Source organism: Bacillus mobilis (assembly GCF_001884045.1).
Lineage (GTDB): Bacteria > Bacillota > Bacilli > Bacillales > Bacillaceae_G > Bacillus_A > Bacillus_A mobilis.
Genome location: NZ_MACF01000110.1, coordinates 1 through 19084 on the forward strand (window position 1 = coordinate 1; position 19084 = coordinate 19084).

Genomic DNA, 19084 nt, shown 5'->3' on the forward strand with positions numbered 1-19084 from the left:
TTGATTCCTAATTTTTCAGGAGAAGAAAGTATAATGGGTCATTCAATGGGAGGTCATGGTGCTTTAGTAATTGGCATGAAAAATGCTAAGAGATTCAAAGCAATTTCTGCTTTTTCGCCAATCTTAACCCCTAGTCAAGTTCCGTGGGGAATCAATGCTTTCACTTCTTATTTAGGTGAAGATAAAGATTCTTGGAAACAATGGGATGCTTCAGAATTAATTAAAGAAGATACGATTCCACCTATTCTTATTATGCAAGGTAGTCAAGACGAGTTTTATCCAAAACAATTGGAAGAGCATATTTTCTTAGAGAATGCTCAAAAAGATAGTCAACTGGTAACTTATAAAAAAATGGAGGGCTATGATCATAGCTATTTCTTTATTTCCACTTTCTTACATGAGCATTTCTCTTTCCATATGAAGTATGTAAGATGATTCTTATTTACAGCAAAATATAGTAACAAAAGTATCCGCATGTAGTTAAGATGCGGGTACTTTTGATTGTTATATTTTGTGATGAAGTATTTTTATAAAAAAGTGTGTTGGGATGGATAGTTTATGTGGATTAAAAAAATGACGATTAAATATTGTATGAAATCAGGGTTATTGAAATTTCAGAATGGGACTGGAAATAAAAAAAGTCAAATTAATTTATTTGAGAGTCTAACTGAAACTTCTAAAGCTATTTCAATAAAAGGTACCATATCTGCATCTCAAGAATTCCTGGCGGTACAGGTAGACAGTATTCCGCCTAATACTAAACCAGTAGAGAGGGTATTTAATTATTTAGGAATTCACAAATTTGCATCTCTTTCTGAGGACGATAATAAAAGGATTTGGCCACTAATATCAAAATGGTAAATTACAAAAAAATAGTAAATATCATTTCAAGTGTTTAAGATGAATAATTTTAGTCACAGACTGAAAATTAATAAAAAAAGTTGATGGAGTACGGCTTATATAAAAAAATGTTAATTAATAATTAAATGAAACCGTACTTATTCAAAGCCCGCTATGGGATTTGAATAAATATAGTATTCGATATATTGAATTAAGGAACCTTGTTTTAAACCCATTTGAAACATACGGAATTGGCTATGAAAAGCAGAATTCTTGTATATTTTCCTCGTCTATCTACTTTGGATTGATGAAGCCGATAATAATGATGAATGGTTAGAAATTGATAATGTTCATAATAATAATAATGTAGCCCTTAAGCATCCCTTAGAACATAAGCAATTTAAAACAGATGCTATGCACATTATCTATGAAATGGAAATTGTAATTGTAATTAAGATGTTCGGTGTAACGGTTTCGGGTACTTTATTTTTTATTTAAGAAAAATGCTTACTGATCTAAGTGAAAATGTTGGAAGAAGATTGTTTTAAGAAAGTCTCAAAAATAGTCAAAGTCAAGTGGCTACCCATATTGCTAAAGAAAATCATAAAAAGTTTTGGGATAAACCATATCAATTAACGGGATTTACTGACATGGAGTTATCAAGAAAAATTTTGATGTTTGATGCTATTCAACAAGGGATGTAGGTTGATATTTTAGATTGATAAAATCAATTTTAAAAATTAAAATTGGGAAATCATATTGAATATGTAAAAAATGGGGGCATGACAAGTAAAGATAGTTATATATCACCATTAATTATGGAAAATAAAATAATAAGAAAAAATTCTTACGGTAGCATGGGTTTCGGTATACCGATAGGTGCGGAATTTAATGATATAGAAAAAGCTATACGTTCCTATGATATATTTTCAAGGTTTGAAATATTTTTAAATCTAACACATGGATACGATTAAAAGTAGAAGTATATGGAGTCCTGATTAAAAAAGGAGTTAAAAATCGATTACATTTAATGTAAGGCCAAAAATGAGATTGGGACGGGAATAATGTACAAATCAATATTTTAAAATGATGTGTTAATTACATTTTATGGTTATAATGTAATTAAATTAAATTTATATAATGGAGGGACAATATTGGATAAAAATGAAAAGGAAAGTTTTGAAGAGAAAAACTCGGTAGAAGAAATTGAGGATTTTTTTCAAGGACTTGGGGAAAAGATAAGTCAATATTCTGGATTGGATATTAAATTTCCAATTAATCAGCAGGAAGAAAATTTACTTTACAATCTTAAAGGTAAACTATCGTTAAATATACCTCAGGTAACTAATAGAGTAACAATGGAAATAATTAAAATTGTTCAAGAGATTTTAGAAAAATCAGTCGGTGATACAGGTATGCTTAATGGAAATATACTGCAAAATATTCAAAGAGAATTATCCCTCATATTAATTGATAAAAAATATCTTAGTCTAAGTCCCACACAGCAGTATAAGTTTTGGGAAAATATAAATTCATTGAAAAATATTGGAACTAAAACTTATGAAGGAAATTCGGTGAATATTGGAGTAATATATTGTCTCGATGAAGAATTAACAATTGAAGAAATAAAGAATTTAAATGTGGAAATCAAAACTATTGAGAATAGAAAGCCTATTCAACAATTCTTTCTGGATGAAAAACCCTTTCTAAGACTAATAGATAACAAATCGTTAGTAGTGTCAGTTAATAAAAACTTTGAAGTGTTTGCAATGATAAGAAAAAAAAATGAAGGGAAAAGCTTGTCAGATATAATCAAATCGCAGTTTAATAACTGGACAATAAATGAGATGAAGAGAAAAACATTTTTGAATTTAACTGATGATTTCAAAAAAACAAGAAAGGGACATGAGTTAAATGAGGACCTAAAAAATGAAATGCGTAAATCAGAAGAATTTTTGATAGCTTATACTAAGGGATTAAGAACTCAAGAACGTCTAAACTATATTTATTTTTCACTTTCAGACAAAAAAATGGATGTATTCCTTAATAAAGAATTTTTTCTTAGTTATGACAATGGGGATTGGAAATTGAAACATTATGGTTTAATGTTGGCTTCATTAATGAGGATTTTATTTACGAAAACGCTAGATTTATTGTATTCTTTAGGGGCCGATTGTTACAAAGAGCTTCATTTGAAAATGACAGCTTCTATAATAAAATTAGTAAACGTTATTGAAATGTTATCGAAAAAAGGAAGTAGTTCAATTTTTATTATTGTACTTCAAAATGAACATAACACTAATCTAACATATAGTGATGCTGAAGAATTTTTGGTAAAGAATAAATTTAAGAAAAATAATTTAGACAGAGACTTTTTAAATGTTATTAGAGATAATAAAAGGCATTTGAGTGTTACAGAGATAGATAAATTTTTATTAGAAACTATTTCAGTAGTTGATGGTGCAATGGTAATTGATGGCCATATGAATATAGTGAGTTTCGGAGAGATTATTGAAATGCCTAACAATGTGGTATATAAAGATACATTTGGTACAGGAACAAAGGCTGCTAGATATGCCTCAAATTTAGGAATTGCGATTAAAATCTCAGAGGACGGTGATATTTACATTTTTAGTAACGAAGAATTGTTGTTGAAAATATAGTGAAATGAGTCGAATGGTCCCAGCAACCGTGATAGGGAAATACGTTAATGAGTGAGATAGCATTTGATACTGAATTGAGACATAATTTGTATTTAATAGTCGAATGAGATTATAGGGAAGATCTCTTTACATTTCCTTAGGTTTTTTTACTGCTAATGATGTGTTTTATAAATAATACTTGTATAGATAGGGGCATACGGCCCTTTTTTAGTACTCTTTAATAAAAGGGAAAGAATGGTGAAAGTAGTTACTTTCAATTTAGATGGAACTTTGTCGATAGAGATAGTTCTCTCAAGCTTGTTATAAAAATCAATACGCGCTGTACATTAATGAACTCAAACATGTATCTGAAAAACAATATGCAAACTGATTTATTAAGTTATATACAAGAGGTATGTTTGGAAAGGAAAAGTATATGGAGTTTATTAGTCATGATTACAAATGCATCTTATGGAATATGCACCTTATTACCCTTCATTTTATATGGAATATTATTCCTCTCAAGTTTGTCGGTATTAACGCTTTCTATAGTATCGCTCCATTGTACCTATTTTCCGTTGTATTCTTTTTGACAACCAGATAATATGAATAAAATAGACAGACAAAAAATAAGCATAAGCTTCTTTTTCAAAATCTTTATCCCTTTTTATAAGCAAATATGTATTTCCAAGATGTTTATTTAAAGAATTAAGTACAATATAGAAAAATTATTCGCAGGATATATAGTAAGAATTTTTGCATTATAGAGAAAGTTCTTACTGATTTACAATTTATTTCTTCTTACAAATAAGCTTTTTATTACTTACTATAAATAGAGTTTCATAATTTATAAATAAGTTGTAAACTAATGGAAAGCAATAAATTAATGTGAATATACCAATATACATATTAGTGGAGAGTTTTAATAAATGAAGAAGAGGGGATTTTTCAATTGGTAAAAACAGCAAATAGTGCATACGATAATTTTATTAAAAATTCTGTGGACTTAGATAGCGAACAAACTGGAATTGCTAGAAATAGTAGAGATTGGTTGTATGGGAATTTAAAAAATTTTCCTAAAGTTGTTGAAAATTTCCCGAAGCTTTATGCAGGGAAAGAAATTATTGGTTTTGGATCTTTTAGAAGAAGAACAAAAATACGTCCACTTGACGATATCGATCTTATGCTAGTTTTTACAGGTGAAGGAACGACGTATACGGAATACGCAGATAAAATAGTATTAAACGTCCCGGAGGATGCAGATAAGTTAAGGAAGTTAGTTAATGATGATGGTACACTAAATTCAATTAGAGTAATAGAAAAGATTAAGAGTAGTTTATCAATAATTCCACAATACAAAAAAGCAGAAATTCATAGAAGACAAGAAGCAACAACTTTAGAGCTCTCAACTTATGATTGGGTTTTTGATATTGTACCAGCTTTTATTACTTCAGAGAATGCTTATGGAAAAAGTTATTATATTATACCAGATGGTAGTGGAAACTGGAAAAAAACTGATCCCAGAATTGATAATGAAAGAGCGACTGAAACGAACCAAAAATTTGATGGGAATGTATTAGGTCTTATTCGTGTTATAAAGTACTGGAATACTAACTGTTCTAAAAAAATATCTTCTTACTTAATGGAAAATATTGTTTTGGATTATTTTCAAAATAAATTTTATTGGAACGGCATGAAACAAGAGCTAAGAGGATTTTTCGAATACTTAAAAACCTCTATATACAATAGTCATTACGATCCCAAAGGGATACAAGGGGATTTAAATACATTGGATTATAATACTAAGTTTTCCATTAGTAACCAATCTAGTGGATGCTTTGAAAACATAGATTTGGCTATAAGGTATGAGAATTTAGGACAACATAAAGAAGCTATAGAATGTTGGAAAAAAGTTTTTGGTGATGAGTTCCCATCACATGAAGATTAGGATGGTGTAAGGGTGTTAGAGAAGCAAAACAGTGAAGAAAATATAGAGCTCTTGAGAGCAATGAGATATTGCTATAACAAGTCAAAAACATTTTATGCGGTAAGAATATGTATTAGTATATTTATTCCGATACTCTCAATAAGTATTTATTTATTTAATCGCGGGAGCACTGGAACATCGAATGCTGGTGTCTGGTTCTCAGTAATAGGTTCCATGTGGTTGTTAATTGCTTATCAAATCGAGAAGCTAGAAAGTGGCTATATTGAAAAAGGAGCTAAGATACAAGAAAAATTTGATATTAACCTATTTAATATAAGATGGAACAATGTGCTTGTAGGTAATCAAATTTCTCCTGAGGACATTAGGGATTTTTCATCTGAATTTAAAGGAGATGAAGAAAAACTAAAAAACTGGTATGGGGGATTATCTTCAAAACACTTCTATGTTAATGTAATTTTAGCTCAACGAAGTAATTTGATGTGGGCAATTTCATTAAAACGTAATTTTTCAATTTTATTATTTGCAGTTTCTGGGTTATATCTAATTTTAACTATTGCATTTGGATTTTTTGTGAATATGTCAATGCAAGAATATATCATAAAAATATTATTACCTTCGATGTCTATATTAATTTATGGTTTTAAAACATCCGATGAATTGAAGAAGCAATCAAATAAATTAGAGGCATTAGGAAATAGTATTATTAACAAATTTGATACTGGGAATTTATCTGAGATTAATGCAAGTGCATGTAGAGAATATCAAGATGCAATTTTTATTTATAATAGAATAAGGTCAATATTAATACCTGAATGGTTATATTGGCTAAGGCAACCGAAAGATGATGAAAAAATGATTCAAATAAATAAAAGATTAACTGAAAGATCTAACTTATTGTAATTTTTTAGGATGTTTATTTTAAAATGTGGTTTTTACCATTGAATTATGTTCTTAATCATTTGATTTTTGAGGCAGACATATTAGTATTGTAAAAAACTTGTAGGAACCCCTACAAGTTTTTTTGTGGATAATATAAAAAAAGTGAAACAAGCTATCTCATAATTTGAATCGGAGCAAACACTCTAGCTACGGGTTGATTTCATTATATATCAAACATTAACATTTAGGTTTTAATATTTGAAAATTATGTGAATTTAGAAAGAGAAAACGAAAGCACGTCTTCCCTTTCTAAAAGTTCCACTTATTCACTTTGTATAAACCTCTTTAAATAAATGTTGATATCATAATAAAATAGTGAAAATATAGGTATAGGTAATTTGAGAAGAATATAGTATTCTTGCTTATTAATCAGTATTTTAATTGGAATGTAATTTATAATTTTCTGATGGATTTATAGTTGTAATGAAATATACTTTTCTAATTAATCTTAAACTAGAAAAGTATGCATTTTAGGATGAAAAGCTATATATTGGATGTTTTCTGGAAATGTTTAATTGTTTGGGTGAGGTCTTGATAAAAATCTTTATTTGTTTTTAGAAACGAATTTATTTCCCTTTTTCATTTGAATTTCACATGAAATTTAGTGTGAATGATTCAAAAGTAACTATACATGGGTACGAACCTTCCTAAACAATTTAGTTTAAATTTGTTAGTTATACTTTTGAAAATTATAGAGCTTATGCAATTGAATAGTTTACAAATTTAATTTAAATATTGACAACAGAATTTATGAAGTACTTACAGATCGTGTTAGATTTGTAAATAAACCAGAAGATATTTACCTGCTACCTGGTGCAGCTGACGCAATTGCTATATTTAATAGACAGGGTTATATGGTCCTAGTTACGTCGAATCAAGGAGGTGTCGGATTGGGTTATATGACTCAAGAAGAGCTCTTAGAAATACATAAACATATGCAAGAAAAATTAATTAATGAAAACGCCGGTGCTCATATACAAGAATTTGCTGCCTGTATCCATCGGCCAAAAGATGGGTGTTCTTGTAGAAAACCAGAGGCTGGTATGCTGCTGCAGTTAGCTCAAAAGTACGATATTGATTTAGCGAGCAGCTATATGATTGGTGACCAAGAAACCGATATATGTGCAGGGAAGAAGGCTGGAACAAGAACAGTTCGAATTGCTGATTCTTTGGAGGAAACAAAAGCAAATTTAAAATTTCCTTCTTTGCTTAATGTAGCGCTTGGAAACATTTTTTAATATTTTTTATGAAGATAAAGTTTTAACAAGTGGTGATTAGTAACAATAAAGATATTTAATTCTACTGGCCAAAAAATAAAGTACAGCATTAAAATAAGAATTTTAGTTATAAAAATAGGCATAAGGAGGTATTTTTCAATGAGTGAATTTCAATCAGGAAAAAGAGAAGGATATATTTATGGTTATATATTTCTTTCGGGAAATAAAGTTTAATCAAAAAAACTCCACAAACCCATATTATATGGTAAATAAGAAGACTCCATTTTGAAAAAAGATTAATCAAAATGGAGTCTTCTGTTAGAAATCCGAATCTAGTTTTTATAAAAAAGATTAATCAAAACTCATAGACATATCTATTACAACAATTTACTTATACCTAACCTATTCTTCAAACCAAAACAGAACTTCAATAGGTGCATTCAAAACCTTCGCAATATCATAAGTGAGTTTGAATGAAGGATTATATTTTCCATTTTCGAGATTGCCAATTGTTTCCCTTCGGACACCAACCTCATTGGCTAGATCTTCTTGAGACATACTTAGCTTTACCCTAAATTCTTTCATTCGAGTTTTAAGTGGCATCTTGCATCCCTTTCTTTTCTCTACGTTCAAATATTTCTAAATTAATTACAAAAGTTCCTAATGGTATTACAACTGCAAGTACAACGCATAATCTGATTACATGTACATTTGCAAAAATAACGATACTTAAGATTAGTAAAACACCCATTACTAATGCCACGAAAAATGACTTTGTGGCAGCAATGCGAACATGTAGGATAAAAAGTTCATCTGGTATAACTTTTGCATATAAAAAGAAGGGGAAGAAAGCGAAAAAGTAATATGTAAATGATGTTTCACCTAAAAATGAATGAGGACCTAAAAGTCCTAGAAATCCTAGAAATCCAATAAACCCCAAGTAAGCCAGTTTGTTTTTCATGTGAATTCTCCTTTGTGATGTATTTCGCACTAATTGTTATAAATATATCACATCAACTTGGAAATAAAAAGGATTGAAAACGGTACGACTTTTTTATAAGCAGTTAATCTTTTTTCAAAACGGTTAAACTTTATTGCAAACCTACATCAAAAATGCCTTTTACTAAATAATATTATTATCTAATACATAAGTATTAAAGGTTTATTAAAATACATATTTTAATAAAGAAAAGACACCTAAGGTGCCTTCCTCTGACTTGAACCACTTTAATTTTAATAACATCATTTTACAATCACAAATATATCTTTAATCTTTCATATGATATTTTATCATTTTTTTCAGTCAATTGCATGAAACTGGTGAAAAATAGGTTATTTTTTGTAAATGCCTTTTCTCCATATCCATTCAATGGGACCATAGCGAAAATATTTACTCCAAATTTTGCTGAATATAATTTGCGCAAAGATAATTAAAATCCCGAAGATACATAATTGCCAGTAATATACCTGTGAGACATCTTTAAAGTTCAACGAAAGAATGACAAGAGTTAGTATACTTTGGCTAATGTAATTCGTTAAAGCATACTTGCCTACGTTCATAAAGGGTTGCAGCTGCTCTATATATTTTTTATTCTCACAAACCCTAAGTAGAGTACAAACATAGAATATAGCTAGCGTTTTCCCTCCAAATAGAATCCATAGTTTAATATCCTGAGAGTAATAGACATCCGTTTTTATAAAATAGTAGATAATAGGACAAGAGAGAAGACATGAAATGCATAACGAACTCCACTGGATAAATCTAATTTCCTTTATTAATTCCGGTACCCTTTTAAAAATATCTTTCTTACCAGCCCATAAACCAATTAAGAACAAGCCTATATATTCCGGAATTCCTATTAGTAATTGTTGAAATTCCTCGATTATTAAAAAGAACAGACGAGCTTTTACTTGTTGTGAATAATGTGTAAATAGATTTACAGTGTGATTGGTAGTGTTGCCTGTAAACATATATTGATAGTAACTAGGTACGGCAGAAATAGAAGAACTTGCTTGTATAAATAAAATAGCATGTAGTGTATAGCTAACAAATAGAGAGATGCAGCCAACTATAAAGATAAGCTTTGTAGATCGCTTATAAAAGAACAATAGGATAAAACCAGCTAAGGCATATGCGTGTAGAATATCTCCATACCATAGAAAGATAAAGTGGAGTAAACCAAAGAGTAGCAAAATACACAATCTACGGCTAAATAGCTTATATATAGAATATCCTTTTGCTTCCGCGTTTTTTATAAAGATAAAAAATCCTACCCCAAATAAGAATGCAAAAATAGTATAGAATTTTGCTTGTATAAACAAATCTATTAAAAAACGAATCCCTTTATCTGTACCGGAATAACCGGCCTGGTTAAAGGGATCTAGTCCCGTCATAGTAGGTAGATTAGAAAATAGGATACATAGTATGGCTATACCTCTTATTGCGTCTAAAGAATAAATACGGGCGTTTTGTTGCATGTAAATTCCCCTTTCTTAAAAAGAAAAACGAGCACTATATTAACTAGCGCTCGAATTACGTCTCGCAAAGAATCCGTCATATGTAGCAGCTGACACTGCACCTTCTAGGCGTTCAATTTCTTCACCTCTGTTATAAGCTACAACAACTGGAGTGCCAGGAATATCGAACTCTTGAAAGGCACTTTGATTTTCTGGCGTAGAGATATCAATACGATAGATGGTTCTATCATGCTTTTTTGACATACTATTGATATCTGGTGCTGCCTTTTTACAATAATGACAAGTTGGTTGATAGTAGTACGCAATAAACTCTTCATGGGATTGTATTTTTTGCTTTAATTCTTCTTTTGAAATATCTTTAATATTTTCGGGCGATCCTTTTGTTTCTGCAGCTGATACAATTGTTTTGTTTGGTGTTACAGTCTCTGGGTTAACAGATTCATTTTTAGTTAAAGTAAAGATAGCGATACAAGCAACGCATAATGTAGTAACAATTGCTCCAATTTTGTAGACTTTATTCATAGTAAATTCCTCCTTAAAGTAAAAAAAAGGACAAACCTCGCCCGAGTTAACTGGGCGTAAGGTTTGTCCTTCACGCTACGTACAATAGAGTATAAACAATGGAAACAAATTTTCTACTTATATTTTAACATATAATCCATATAAAATACTATATAAATTTTCAACAAAAGCACTAGATTATAAAATTTCACGTACCATATTATTTTTAAACCTATTTACAAAGTAAACAGTACATAGTACAATTCAGTAAGCATCTATTTACTTTGTAAACGGGAGGGTCTGTAATGACAAATTTTATTGATCTGGAAGAACTTGCATTAATCCTAAAAATTAATAGCTCAGAGATTGTAGAAAGAATCGTTAAACAATATACGATGGATTCAAAAGATATTATGGATAGATTTGAAATTAGTAAACAAAGATTGTTAGCTTTAAAAAAGCAAGGTGTACTTAAAGAAATAAAAAAAGGTATATTTATAATACCGGATGCTGAGGAAATGCGAAAAAAACAAGTTGAAGAAAAAAGATTACAGAAGTATTCTAACTACGATTTAACGCCAGCATATAAAAAAATAGAGGAAGATATCTTGATAGTGAATAAACTACGCTTCTTTGATTGCCTAACAATGGTAAATAAAAGTGAAGATTCCATGAAATATAATAAGCACTTAGAAAGTACCTTACACTCAATTTATGAAATCTTTAAAGATGGTGGAGTCCTTTACTTTACATTACATAAAGGATTTGATGAGGTCGAAAATTTGCAAGAGCTAAAAGAGTTAGAAATTATACAAAGGAAGTTTACTAAGAATGAATTTATAAAATTTCTAGAATCGGTTGAAATGAGGATTTTGGGAATACAAAAAGTCTTAGGATTCGTTTCTATCTTAAATAATTTAAAAACATTAAAGTAATATTATAATGCATATCATGCTTCCGTTGAGTATTAAACAATTGATGGTTTACAAAAAAATATAGTATGTAAAGTAACTGGTACAGGATCTGTCTTTAGTGATATGTACTTAAAATAAGGATATTTATATAACAATAAATAGAAGGTGAATTAAGTGACGACAAATTATGTATTTACTGGCCACAAGTTTTTGGAATTTGTAGACTCTTCTAAGATTATAGAAGAAGCGAATGAAAAATTAAGTTCTTCTATAAAAATTGAAGATAAAAAGAAATTGAGTACGTATTTTGAAGAAGTAATTAGAAATAATCCTAAAGATAGGTATTTACTTAACACTATATTTTTTGAGCATATAATGTACAGTAGATTAAGAAATATTTTTGTAGATAGATTTAATGTTACAGATAACACGTTAGAGGTTTCGACTTTTAACATGAAAGTAAAGCGAATTCTAGAAAGTTTTAATAACGAAACAAGAATACCGCAAGCACTACTCTCTAAAATGAATGATGGTAAGTATTATTTAATGGATATGTTAGACATAAAGGCTTTAGGTACTAAATTTATTGCAGGCTATGACTATACTACTAATGGAGATAAGGTGAAAACTGCTAGATTTATATTTGTTCAAGTTGTACCTAGAGGAACAAGGATAGGATACTTTATAGCGGGAATAGATATTAATTTCGAAAATGGTACTTGTTTAACAATGATTCGAAATTTAACTGACATAAAAGATATTGAGAATGAAAAAGAGGCAGAATCTAAAAAAAATGATGAGAATAATCAATATGATGATTATCCAAAATCTTTTAATCGCTTGTATTCAACTGTTAAAAATTTGATAGTTGAACCTTTAATTAATTTAGAAAGTATAGATGTGAAGTCAGATAGGAAAGGAATGTATAATTTATGTTCCAATCTTTTACATAATCTATTAGGAGACATCCATGAAGAAGTTTTAAAAGCTACAGAAGAAGAGGTAAAGGATAGCGTCCAAACTATTCTTAGAAAACTATTCCCAAATGATAGTGCATTTATTAAAACTAATACTGCTCCGCTTGGAATGAAAATACAATCGATGTTATGTTCTGCGTTTATAAGCAAAAAGTATAAAACAAAGGATATAGTAAAAATAGCAAAACAGATACCTCTAAAAGGGTATCCAACAAGAATAAAATTTATTTCCAGTAAATTTAGTAAAGGGGCTGCACAATCCGGAGGATCTAAAATTCCTGTTGCCTATACAGATTTATTTCATAGCCTCTATACTGAATTTGAAAAATCATCTGATTTAGAAGAATGGTCTATTTCTTGGTTTTTAGATTTTAGAAATACTAACCCAGATAATTGTTTGGTTTCACAGACTACAATTTATGCTAAGCAGACATCCTTTAGAATAGTATTTTTACAGAAAAAATCACTAGGCAAGGAGTTTATATATCATGTCATTGGAGAACTTAATCATTACCGCTAAACAGGAATTACTCAAGTCGCAAGAAGAGGTTTTAAGTTTACTTGAAACTTTAATTAACACAGTTAATATGCAACCTTTCTCAAAAGAAGATCTTTATCATGCAAAATTAAACGAAAAAGAAATAAACTTTCTTGTGAAACACTTATTACAAGAAAGTTTATTTGAAAAAAGTTATGCCTATGAATGTCTAAAACATGAAGAACATGATGTTGTAGAAGATTTAAACGAAGATTGTGAGTTCTGTGAGCAGAAAATCCATGAAAGTCCATCCCATTTTATTAAAGAAATATTTGAATTAAGAGAGGAGTTTATACAGATGGTAAATTCTAAACAAGAGGAAATGCTAACAAAGTATTTGCAAGAGGAATATATGGATAACTACTTGTTATTGAAAGAAAATGTCGATAAGATAGTCCCATTTTTAGGAGCAGGCGTCTCAAAGCCACTTGGTCTTCCGGATTGGTATGGATTAATTTGGGGTATGAAAGAAAAGCTTCATACAGCAATAGATAAAGAGTACTGTGAAGGTTTAATTAATAGTGGTGATTTCCTAGGTGCTGTAGATACAATACTTGAGTATTCACCAACTTTAAATACTGAGGATAAAATAAAAACATATATAACGAATAAAATAGACAGCGATTTTAATAATCAAGTAGATGAAAGTAAGCATAACATTAGGGATATTATGAATTTGGCTTCTAGTTTTATACTGACTACAAATTATGATAATGCATTAGATGTATATAGGAATAAAGAGAAGGACGGTTATAGTTCTCCTAAGATAATCGAAGATATAGAAAATCTACAGAATCATTTAAATAAAGGTAAAAAGCAAGTTGTTCATTTTCACGGTATGGCAGAAAGGCCTAAAACAATGGTTGTTACGAAAAATGATTATAATGATTTGTATACGGATCGAAAAACAAAAGACTTCCTAAATGGAATTATGTCTGGTAAATTCTTGTTGTTTATTGGATTTTCTTTTAAAGATGTATATTTTAAGGAAATATATAGGGACATTCACAATAGCATAGGCGGTCAGCACTTTATTATTGTGCCTAATTTACATCCCCGTGAGAATAAACAATTATCTCATAGGGGATTAACACCAATTGGTATAAAAGTTCCAACCGAAAGTGATAAGTTTCAGCAAGGCATGGTGGATGCTATTAAATATATAATAAATAGCATCATATAATATATGATAAAAAATCGCCAAATATAAGTTGTAATCCATCTATTCATCTAGTAACGTAAAAAAAGACACTATAGAAAGTGTCTTTTTTTACGTTGACATACTATGAAAGAAAATGTAGTGATTAATCATAATTTGTTGGATGCTTCTTGGTTAAATCTAGTATAACATTAAAACAAACATTTATACATGCAAATTTACATATATTAAGATTTTATCAAATCAGGAGAGTCATCTCAAATACTATTAGGAAAATTAAATTTTTCTATATCTAAAACTAAGTTAGTCTCATTAGGGTCTGATATGAATATCAAACCCTTTTCATTATATGTAATTATTTCACTGCATCTTTTAATTCTTTTCCAGCCTTAAAAGCAGGTACTTTTGAAGCAGCGATTTGCATTTCTTCACCTGTTTGTGGGTTACGTCCTGTACGTGCAGATCTTTCGCGAACCTCAAATGTACCAAATCCAAGAATCTGAACTTTCTCCTCACTTGCTAGTGCCGTTGTAATTGTATCTAATACAGCTTGTGTTGCTGCAGCTGCATCTTTTTGTGTAAGTTCTGCTTTTTCTGCTACTACTTTTGTTAATTCAGTCTTATTCATTTTCTACACCTCGTTATATGTAATTAGGTGACTATTATAACGTGCCTATACTTTTGATGCAATTAGTACTATACCCATAGATTGTTTCTTAGCAGTCTAGATAAAACCATGTTAGTCCTTCTTTAGACTATTTAAAATATAATCTGTGAGTTCACTACTATTAAGCCCTTTTTGCTCTTTTAATTCGTTCATTTCACTAATGAAAGCATTAGTAGAATTAGACTGAAAGAGTAATAACAGTGAAACTGCCTGGTCTAATAGTCTTGTTTTAGGTATATTTGTATCCTCTTTAAGTTTTTCTAATCTTTCATTCAAATCATTGGCTAATGTTGTAGATAATTGTTTTCTATTCACTACTTTATAATGTTTCTTTTTAGTCATATTGAACACCCTTTAACTTTTTCATATTTATATAATAGCATTACTATAGAGTTTCTATCAATTTAATTAAACAACAATAAACTTCATGAAGTTTATTGTTGTTTAATATCTGTGTTCATTATATAATCAATATATAAAGTTTTATTTATTGATTATGAACTATAATTAAACGAAAGGGGGTTACCACGATGGGACTTTTAACTCTTATCATATCAATCTTTATCTTTTCTATAGTTACCCTAGCAACGATTATTGTTCTTTGGCTAAAAACTAAGCAGCTTTATGCTCCAGACATAATTAGATTAACTGGAGCAATTATTTGTTTAATTAGTTCGGGAATTTTACTTATGTTTAAAGATAAATTTGAACCTACTTATAATAATTTGACGGTAACAATTGGTCATTACACAGGGATCTCATTGAATATAACAATTTTATGCTTATTAGGATTCTTCTTGCTGCTTGCTCTTTTTAAAGCAAATAGACTATGAACATAAATTAACTAATAATGGGATTTAAATGAATAATTTCAATGATTTGATTAATTTATTTTGGTCTTGTTTATGGATAGTGGGTTGTGTATCTGTATTACTAATTACTTTGATATTAATGAAACGGATGATTTTTGGAAAATCAACATATAGAGGGTATTCTAGTAGTAATAAGAAGGCGATGGGTGTTGCTTTGTTTTCATCTATTACAAGCAATAATGATGATGGAAAAGATTAAAGAAATTAATTCTATTTAAAATTCTTGTTTTTTCTACTTACAGTTTTCCAGTTGTTGAATCAAATTATGTCGTTGTTTTGAGCGAATACAATAATTATGGGAGGGTAACGTAGTATGCAAACACTAGCAATACTAGCAATTTCACTCGTTATAACTGCTGGCGTAATGTTATTATTCGGTATAAATAACGATTTGAGTTCTATTCACGAAAATCCTTTACCTACAGTATTTATAATAGTGACGGTAGCTATTCTTTCCATATCGTTATATTACTCTGGTAAAGATGCAGATCATAATCTTGCAGTACTTGCTATAAACTTGAGAGACCTTGAACAAAAGCAAATAGATGATAAAAATAGACTATTAGAAAATGAACTGGGAACGACTAGCGATAAATTATTAGTCGAAGATTATGAGGATTATACGAAGGTAACCAGTGAAAAAGGGGTATTTAGAGTTATCTTTACACGTGATATGGATGATAATATGATCATCAAAAAGATTACCCCGATTCTAACTAATTAATATAGGAGAGTTCTCCTGTTATTTACTTTGAAAACAATCAATTTATTAAATATATTCAGATGAAAGGACAGATTGCAATGAGCATAAAAAAACCAATGATATTAGCAATTTTATTTTGTGGATTAGTTTTAGGGAGCTTCATTGGAGGGAGTATTCCCTTAAATAAATTCACTATACCATTACTTTTTATAAGCCCTCTTTTACTAGCTGTATCTTTTAAATTTAGGCATTTAGGCGAATACAATTGGAAAGGACAAATTGTATTAATTTGTTTTTCGGTAGGTGTCTTGCTATTGGCTTATGGTGTAATTTACTTTTTCCATGAATTTGCGAATAGCTTTTTTGTTAAACTTGCAACAATCACTAATCAAAAATAGCATTAGAGAAAAGTGGCTTATGGAAAGGTTTGAGTTAAGTTGACAGCATTACAATTCGTAACTTTTTTATTATTGTTTATATGTATTGTTTCAATTGCTATAATCATTATCGGTTCTAATCTACCTGAGATTGCAAAAATTGTTGTATCAGTTGTAATGGTAGGGAGTTTTATAGGATTAATGGTATGCGGGTACTTCCAAACAATTGAACAGGATCAAACGGTTAAACAAAAAAATGAAAGGTTAGCGTACAACGAAAAAAAACAAGAGGAACTGCTAAAAGAAAAGCTCAAATTACCTATTACAGATATTTTAATAGAACCAGTATCAAAAACGGAGTATTACAAGGTGACCACAAATACAGGGATTTATAAATTAGCTTACGCATATGATCCAAATGATAGGGTTATAGGTTTTAAGGAATTTAAGCAAATCACATCTACAATAAACTAAGAAGGTAATTCTGAGCAGTCTAATTACAATTAAAATTATAGAAATAGAGTGAAAACGTAATGTTTATACTCAACGCTTGAAAAAAAGCTTAGTTAACTAATTAAAAGGAGCTTTTACATGTTAGAGAATCTTGAAATGAGAAAAAAGCAACACGAAATAAATATAAAAAAATATAAAAAAATTCAAAAGTACTACAATCCATTTTTGTGGACAATCTCAATTATCTATTTTCTCTATTTCATGATCATTGATAATTCTCTTTCAGTACATCTATTACTTTCTTTCGTTATCGGCTTGATTCTTTGGAGTATAGGCCTAGCTATTAATTTGAAACTCGTGAACGAATTAAAAGGAAAGGGAAAAATCTTAAATATAGAAACAATAAACGAAATGAAAAATAACAAATATATGAGTCCAGGAAGAAAAGAACGTTATATCACAGATTATAATGCAACGAAAGATGGATTAGAAAAGATAATGATTTATGCTAACTTTATGTTAGAAGCTAAAGAGAGAGAAAACGAAATAAAAGATGATAATAGTAATTTAGATATGTAATTGTAGCGAGAGGAGCATGAAATTATGTCGATAGAACAGTATATTAATCTTCGTAAAAGAGGGAAAAAAATTGAGGAGATTCAAAAACAATCACTTTTAAGTGAAGCTACACTTTTAACATTAGAACTAGGCTATAAATGTTATGAAAAAAACATTTCGTTGGATAAAGCAATTAATCTTATCGATAAAATTGTAGTATTAAATGCAAATGATACCCAAAATACATCATTTAGTACGTCTGTCCATATGTGATAGATAGATCCGAAGGAGAAAGAGCAAATGCCTAAAGAAGAAATGAAAATGAGTATAGATGAAATAAAAAATGCCATATTGAATCCAGATTTAATCAAATGTTTGCATGGTGTTAACATATCTAATCAATGGGGAGCAATAAATGGTAGACAATTGTTATTAGATGTATATAGATTATGTGAGAAACATGAAGATTTATTAAAAGAACTGAACGATTTAAAAAACAAATAAAAGGGTGGTAAAGCATGAAATCAACAGGTGTTACACGTAAAATAGATGAATTAGGACGTATTGTTCTACCGAAAGAATTGAGAAGAACATTAGGAATCGCAGAAAAAGATCCTATAGAAATATTTGTAGAAGGTGAAAAGATAATACTACAAAAATACAAGTCATATGATGCTTGTACAATAACTGGTGATATTTCAGAAAAAAACATGTCATTAGCTAATGGACAAATTGTTCTTAGTCCTGAAGGGGCTGAACTTTTAATTAAAGAAATTCAGCAACACTTAGTAAAGTAAGAATTATTTTATACAGTTATAAACCATATTAAAAGTATTTCACGATACAATTTAAGAGAGAGGAACACTATAAAAATGAAAAAATTAACTTTTCTTAAATTAGCCTTATTAGTTTTATATGTAATGGTTGGACTGAACATATTATTAAAAGCTGACGTTGAAACTCTTATGCAAATAGCTGAAGAACAAGCTGTCATACTCCAAAGAATAATCCTGATATTTGTCTTTATTGGAACTCTATTAACATCTCTTTACTATATCACTCTTCAAAAAGAACAAGCAGATGAGAGGAAAAAAGCAAAATCGTTATTTGCTATGTATATAGTTGTTACAATTATGGCACTGTTTTCTAGTGACATAGCTAATTACATTAAAGATTTTATTTAACCTAATAACATCTATTCATATATATATAAAGAAAAAAGACATCATATGGTTAAAGACATATGAATAATAAGAGTAAAGATAGTAAGGATTGATTATCCCTACTATCTTTTTTTATCT

At 29.4% G+C, this 19084-nt stretch carries 24 protein-coding genes and 1 pseudogene; 19 read left to right on the forward strand and 6 right to left on the reverse strand.

Annotated elements, in window-relative coordinates; translation table 11 throughout:
- From BAQ44_RS18460 to BAQ44_RS18505, 7 genes and pseudogenes are all read left to right on the forward strand, one after another.
- Positions 1-435 (forward strand): alpha/beta hydrolase-fold protein (locus BAQ44_RS18460; protein ID WP_249024741.1); only part of this gene is annotated, 435 nt, incomplete at its 5' end.
- 123 nt (positions 436-558) lie between these two features.
- Positions 559-861: a hypothetical protein gene (locus BAQ44_RS18465; protein WP_000264858.1), complete on the forward strand. Its 303-nt coding sequence runs from the start codon at positions 559-561 to the stop codon at positions 859-861.
- Positions 862-1018: 157 nt separating this feature from the next.
- Positions 1019-1772, forward strand: a pseudogene (locus tag BAQ44_RS31460) (bifunctional glutamate--cysteine ligase/glutathione synthetase); the annotation flags it as partial.
- A gap of 222 nt (positions 1773-1994) precedes the next feature.
- Positions 1995-3503 (forward strand): hypothetical protein, encoded by a 1509-nt coding sequence (locus BAQ44_RS18485; protein ID WP_000359990.1) that lies wholly within the window; start codon positions 1995-1997, stop codon positions 3501-3503.
- Positions 3504-4434: 931 nt separating this feature from the next.
- Positions 4435-5430, forward strand: coding sequence for a nucleotidyltransferase family protein (locus BAQ44_RS18495; RefSeq protein WP_000241092.1), 996 nt, complete (start codon positions 4435-4437; stop codon positions 5428-5430).
- Positions 5431-5442: 12 nt separating this feature from the next.
- Positions 5443-6330 carry an S-4TM family putative pore-forming effector gene (locus tag BAQ44_RS18500; protein ID WP_000890773.1) on the forward strand — a complete coding sequence of 296 codons (888 nt, stop codon included), beginning with the start codon at positions 5443-5445 and terminating at the stop codon, positions 6328-6330.
- Between the two features lie 749 nt (positions 6331-7079).
- On the forward strand, positions 7080-7607 hold the full coding sequence (locus tag BAQ44_RS18505; protein WP_033656688.1) for a D-glycero-alpha-D-manno-heptose-1,7-bisphosphate 7-phosphatase: 528 nt from the start codon (positions 7080-7082) through the stop codon (positions 7605-7607).
- A 381-nt stretch (positions 7608-7988) separates the two neighbouring features.
- On the opposite strand, the gene BAQ44_RS18510 is transcribed toward BAQ44_RS18505, so the two are convergent.
- The 4 genes from BAQ44_RS18510 to BAQ44_RS18525 all read right to left on the reverse strand — a co-directional run bounded on the left by BAQ44_RS18510 (position 7989) and on the right by BAQ44_RS18525 (position 10586).
- A complete protein-coding gene (locus BAQ44_RS18510; protein ID WP_001128811.1) occupies positions 7989-8189 on the reverse strand; it encodes a helix-turn-helix transcriptional regulator in 201 nt (66 codons plus the stop codon).
- Complete coding sequence (locus tag BAQ44_RS18515) at positions 8179-8547, reverse strand: DUF3796 domain-containing protein (RefSeq protein WP_000791542.1); 369 nt, start codon at positions 8545-8547, stop codon at positions 8179-8181. Before BAQ44_RS18515 ends, BAQ44_RS18510 begins: the two co-directional genes overlap by 11 nt.
- A gap of 371 nt (positions 8548-8918) precedes the next feature.
- A complete protein-coding gene (locus BAQ44_RS18520) occupies positions 8919-10064 on the reverse strand; it encodes a DUF418 domain-containing protein (RefSeq protein ID WP_001186864.1) in 1146 nt (381 codons plus the stop codon).
- 39 nt (positions 10065-10103) lie between these two features.
- Positions 10104-10586: a thioredoxin family protein gene (locus BAQ44_RS18525; protein WP_001045585.1), complete on the reverse strand. Its 483-nt coding sequence runs from the start codon at positions 10584-10586 to the stop codon at positions 10104-10106.
- 284 nt (positions 10587-10870) lie between these two features.
- On the opposite strand from BAQ44_RS18525, the gene BAQ44_RS18530 reads away from it, so the two are divergent.
- From BAQ44_RS18530 to BAQ44_RS18540, 3 genes are all read left to right on the forward strand, one after another.
- Positions 10871-11500, forward strand: coding sequence for a hypothetical protein (locus BAQ44_RS18530; protein ID WP_000181006.1), 630 nt, complete (start codon positions 10871-10873; stop codon positions 11498-11500).
- A gap of 153 nt (positions 11501-11653) precedes the next feature.
- Complete coding sequence (locus BAQ44_RS18535) at positions 11654-12976, forward strand: hypothetical protein (protein WP_000210898.1); 1323 nt, start codon at positions 11654-11656, stop codon at positions 12974-12976.
- The gene (locus BAQ44_RS18540; RefSeq protein WP_000051204.1) at positions 12945-14177 is read left to right on the forward strand and encodes an SIR2 family NAD-dependent protein deacylase; all 1233 of its coding nucleotides are present in this window, start codon (positions 12945-12947) and stop codon (positions 14175-14177) included. Before BAQ44_RS18535 ends, BAQ44_RS18540 begins: the two co-directional genes overlap by 32 nt.
- 331 nt (positions 14178-14508) lie before the next feature.
- On the opposite strand, the gene BAQ44_RS18545 is transcribed toward BAQ44_RS18540, so the two are convergent.
- A complete protein-coding gene (locus BAQ44_RS18545) occupies positions 14509-14781 on the reverse strand; it encodes a non-specific DNA-binding protein Hbs (protein WP_001043947.1) in 273 nt (90 codons plus the stop codon).
- Positions 14782-14892: 111 nt separating this feature from the next.
- Positions 14893-15162: a ribbon-helix-helix domain-containing protein gene (locus BAQ44_RS18550; protein ID WP_000162598.1), complete on the reverse strand. Its 270-nt coding sequence runs from the start codon at positions 15160-15162 to the stop codon at positions 14893-14895.
- 188 nt (positions 15163-15350) lie between these two features.
- On the opposite strand from BAQ44_RS18550, the gene BAQ44_RS18555 reads away from it, so the two are divergent.
- From BAQ44_RS18555 to BAQ44_RS18600, 9 genes are all read left to right on the forward strand, one after another.
- Positions 15351-15653, forward strand: a complete 303-nt coding sequence (locus BAQ44_RS18555; RefSeq protein WP_000523775.1) for a hypothetical protein — start codon at positions 15351-15353, stop codon at positions 15651-15653.
- Positions 15654-16005: 352 nt separating this feature from the next.
- Entirely contained in the window at positions 16006-16416 is a 411-nt protein-coding gene (locus tag BAQ44_RS18565; RefSeq protein WP_001193820.1) for a hypothetical protein, read from the forward strand.
- Between the two features lie 59 nt (positions 16417-16475).
- On the forward strand, positions 16476-16793 hold the full coding sequence (locus BAQ44_RS18570; RefSeq protein ID WP_002020061.1) for a hypothetical protein: 318 nt from the start codon (positions 16476-16478) through the stop codon (positions 16791-16793).
- Between the two features lie 39 nt (positions 16794-16832).
- Positions 16833-17246 (forward strand): hypothetical protein, encoded by a 414-nt coding sequence (locus tag BAQ44_RS18575; RefSeq protein ID WP_000126133.1) that lies wholly within the window; start codon positions 16833-16835, stop codon positions 17244-17246.
- 117 nt (positions 17247-17363) lie between these two features.
- Entirely contained in the window at positions 17364-17804 is a 441-nt protein-coding gene (locus tag BAQ44_RS18580) for a hypothetical protein (RefSeq protein ID WP_000892314.1), read from the forward strand.
- A gap of 24 nt (positions 17805-17828) precedes the next feature.
- Entirely contained in the window at positions 17829-18056 is a 228-nt protein-coding gene (locus BAQ44_RS18585) for a hypothetical protein (RefSeq protein ID WP_000021288.1), read from the forward strand.
- 27 nt (positions 18057-18083) lie between these two features.
- A complete protein-coding gene (locus BAQ44_RS18590) occupies positions 18084-18287 on the forward strand; it encodes a hypothetical protein (RefSeq protein WP_001123650.1) in 204 nt (67 codons plus the stop codon).
- Between the two features lie 14 nt (positions 18288-18301).
- On the forward strand, positions 18302-18580 hold the full coding sequence (locus BAQ44_RS18595) for an AbrB/MazE/SpoVT family DNA-binding domain-containing protein (RefSeq protein WP_000843050.1): 279 nt from the start codon (positions 18302-18304) through the stop codon (positions 18578-18580).
- 75 nt (positions 18581-18655) lie between these two features.
- Complete coding sequence (locus BAQ44_RS18600) at positions 18656-18967, forward strand: hypothetical protein (protein WP_000736944.1); 312 nt, start codon at positions 18656-18658, stop codon at positions 18965-18967.
- The last annotated feature ends 117 nt before the right edge of the window (positions 18968-19084 follow it).

Bases quoted from the DNA above. Each gene is read 5' to 3' on its own strand.
- BAQ44_RS18525 (WP_001045585.1), bottom strand. From the start codon at position 10,586: ATGAATAAAGTCTACAAAATTGGAGCAATTGTTACTACATTATGCGTT.
- BAQ44_RS18565 (WP_001193820.1), top strand. From the start codon at position 16,006: ATGCAAACACTAGCAATACTAGCAATTTCACTCGTTATAACTGCTGGC.
- BAQ44_RS18530 (WP_000181006.1), top strand. From the start codon at position 10,871: ATGACAAATTTTATTGATCTGGAAGAACTTGCATTAATCCTAAAAATT.
- BAQ44_RS18550 (WP_000162598.1), bottom strand. From the start codon at position 15,162: ATGACTAAAAAGAAACATTATAAAGTAGTGAATAGAAAACAATTATCT.
- BAQ44_RS18515 (WP_000791542.1), bottom strand. From the start codon at position 8,547: ATGAAAAACAAACTGGCTTACTTGGGGTTTATTGGATTTCTAGGATTT.
- BAQ44_RS18600 (WP_000736944.1), top strand. From the start codon at position 18,656: ATGAAAAAATTAACTTTTCTTAAATTAGCCTTATTAGTTTTATATGTA.
- BAQ44_RS18590 (WP_001123650.1), top strand. From the start codon at position 18,084: ATGCCTAAAGAAGAAATGAAAATGAGTATAGATGAAATAAAAAATGCC.
- BAQ44_RS18520 (WP_001186864.1), bottom strand. From the start codon at position 10,064: ATGCAACAAAACGCCCGTATTTATTCTTTAGACGCAATAAGAGGTATA.
- BAQ44_RS18540 (WP_000051204.1), top strand. From the start codon at position 12,945: ATGTCATTGGAGAACTTAATCATTACCGCTAAACAGGAATTACTCAAG.
- BAQ44_RS18570 (WP_002020061.1), top strand. From the start codon at position 16,476: ATGAAAGGACAGATTGCAATGAGCATAAAAAAACCAATGATATTAGCA.
- BAQ44_RS18580 (WP_000892314.1), top strand. From the start codon at position 17,364: ATGTTAGAGAATCTTGAAATGAGAAAAAAGCAACACGAAATAAATATA.
- BAQ44_RS18510 (WP_001128811.1), bottom strand. From the start codon at position 8,189: ATGCCACTTAAAACTCGAATGAAAGAATTTAGGGTAAAGCTAAGTATG.
- BAQ44_RS18545 (WP_001043947.1), bottom strand. From the start codon at position 14,781: ATGAATAAGACTGAATTAACAAAAGTAGTAGCAGAAAAAGCAGAACTT.
- BAQ44_RS18585 (WP_000021288.1), top strand. From the start codon at position 17,829: ATGTCGATAGAACAGTATATTAATCTTCGTAAAAGAGGGAAAAAAATT.
- BAQ44_RS18555 (WP_000523775.1), top strand. From the start codon at position 15,351: ATGGGACTTTTAACTCTTATCATATCAATCTTTATCTTTTCTATAGTT.
- BAQ44_RS18595 (WP_000843050.1), top strand. From the start codon at position 18,302: ATGAAATCAACAGGTGTTACACGTAAAATAGATGAATTAGGACGTATT.
- BAQ44_RS18465 (WP_000264858.1), top strand. From the start codon at position 559: ATGTGGATTAAAAAAATGACGATTAAATATTGTATGAAATCAGGGTTA.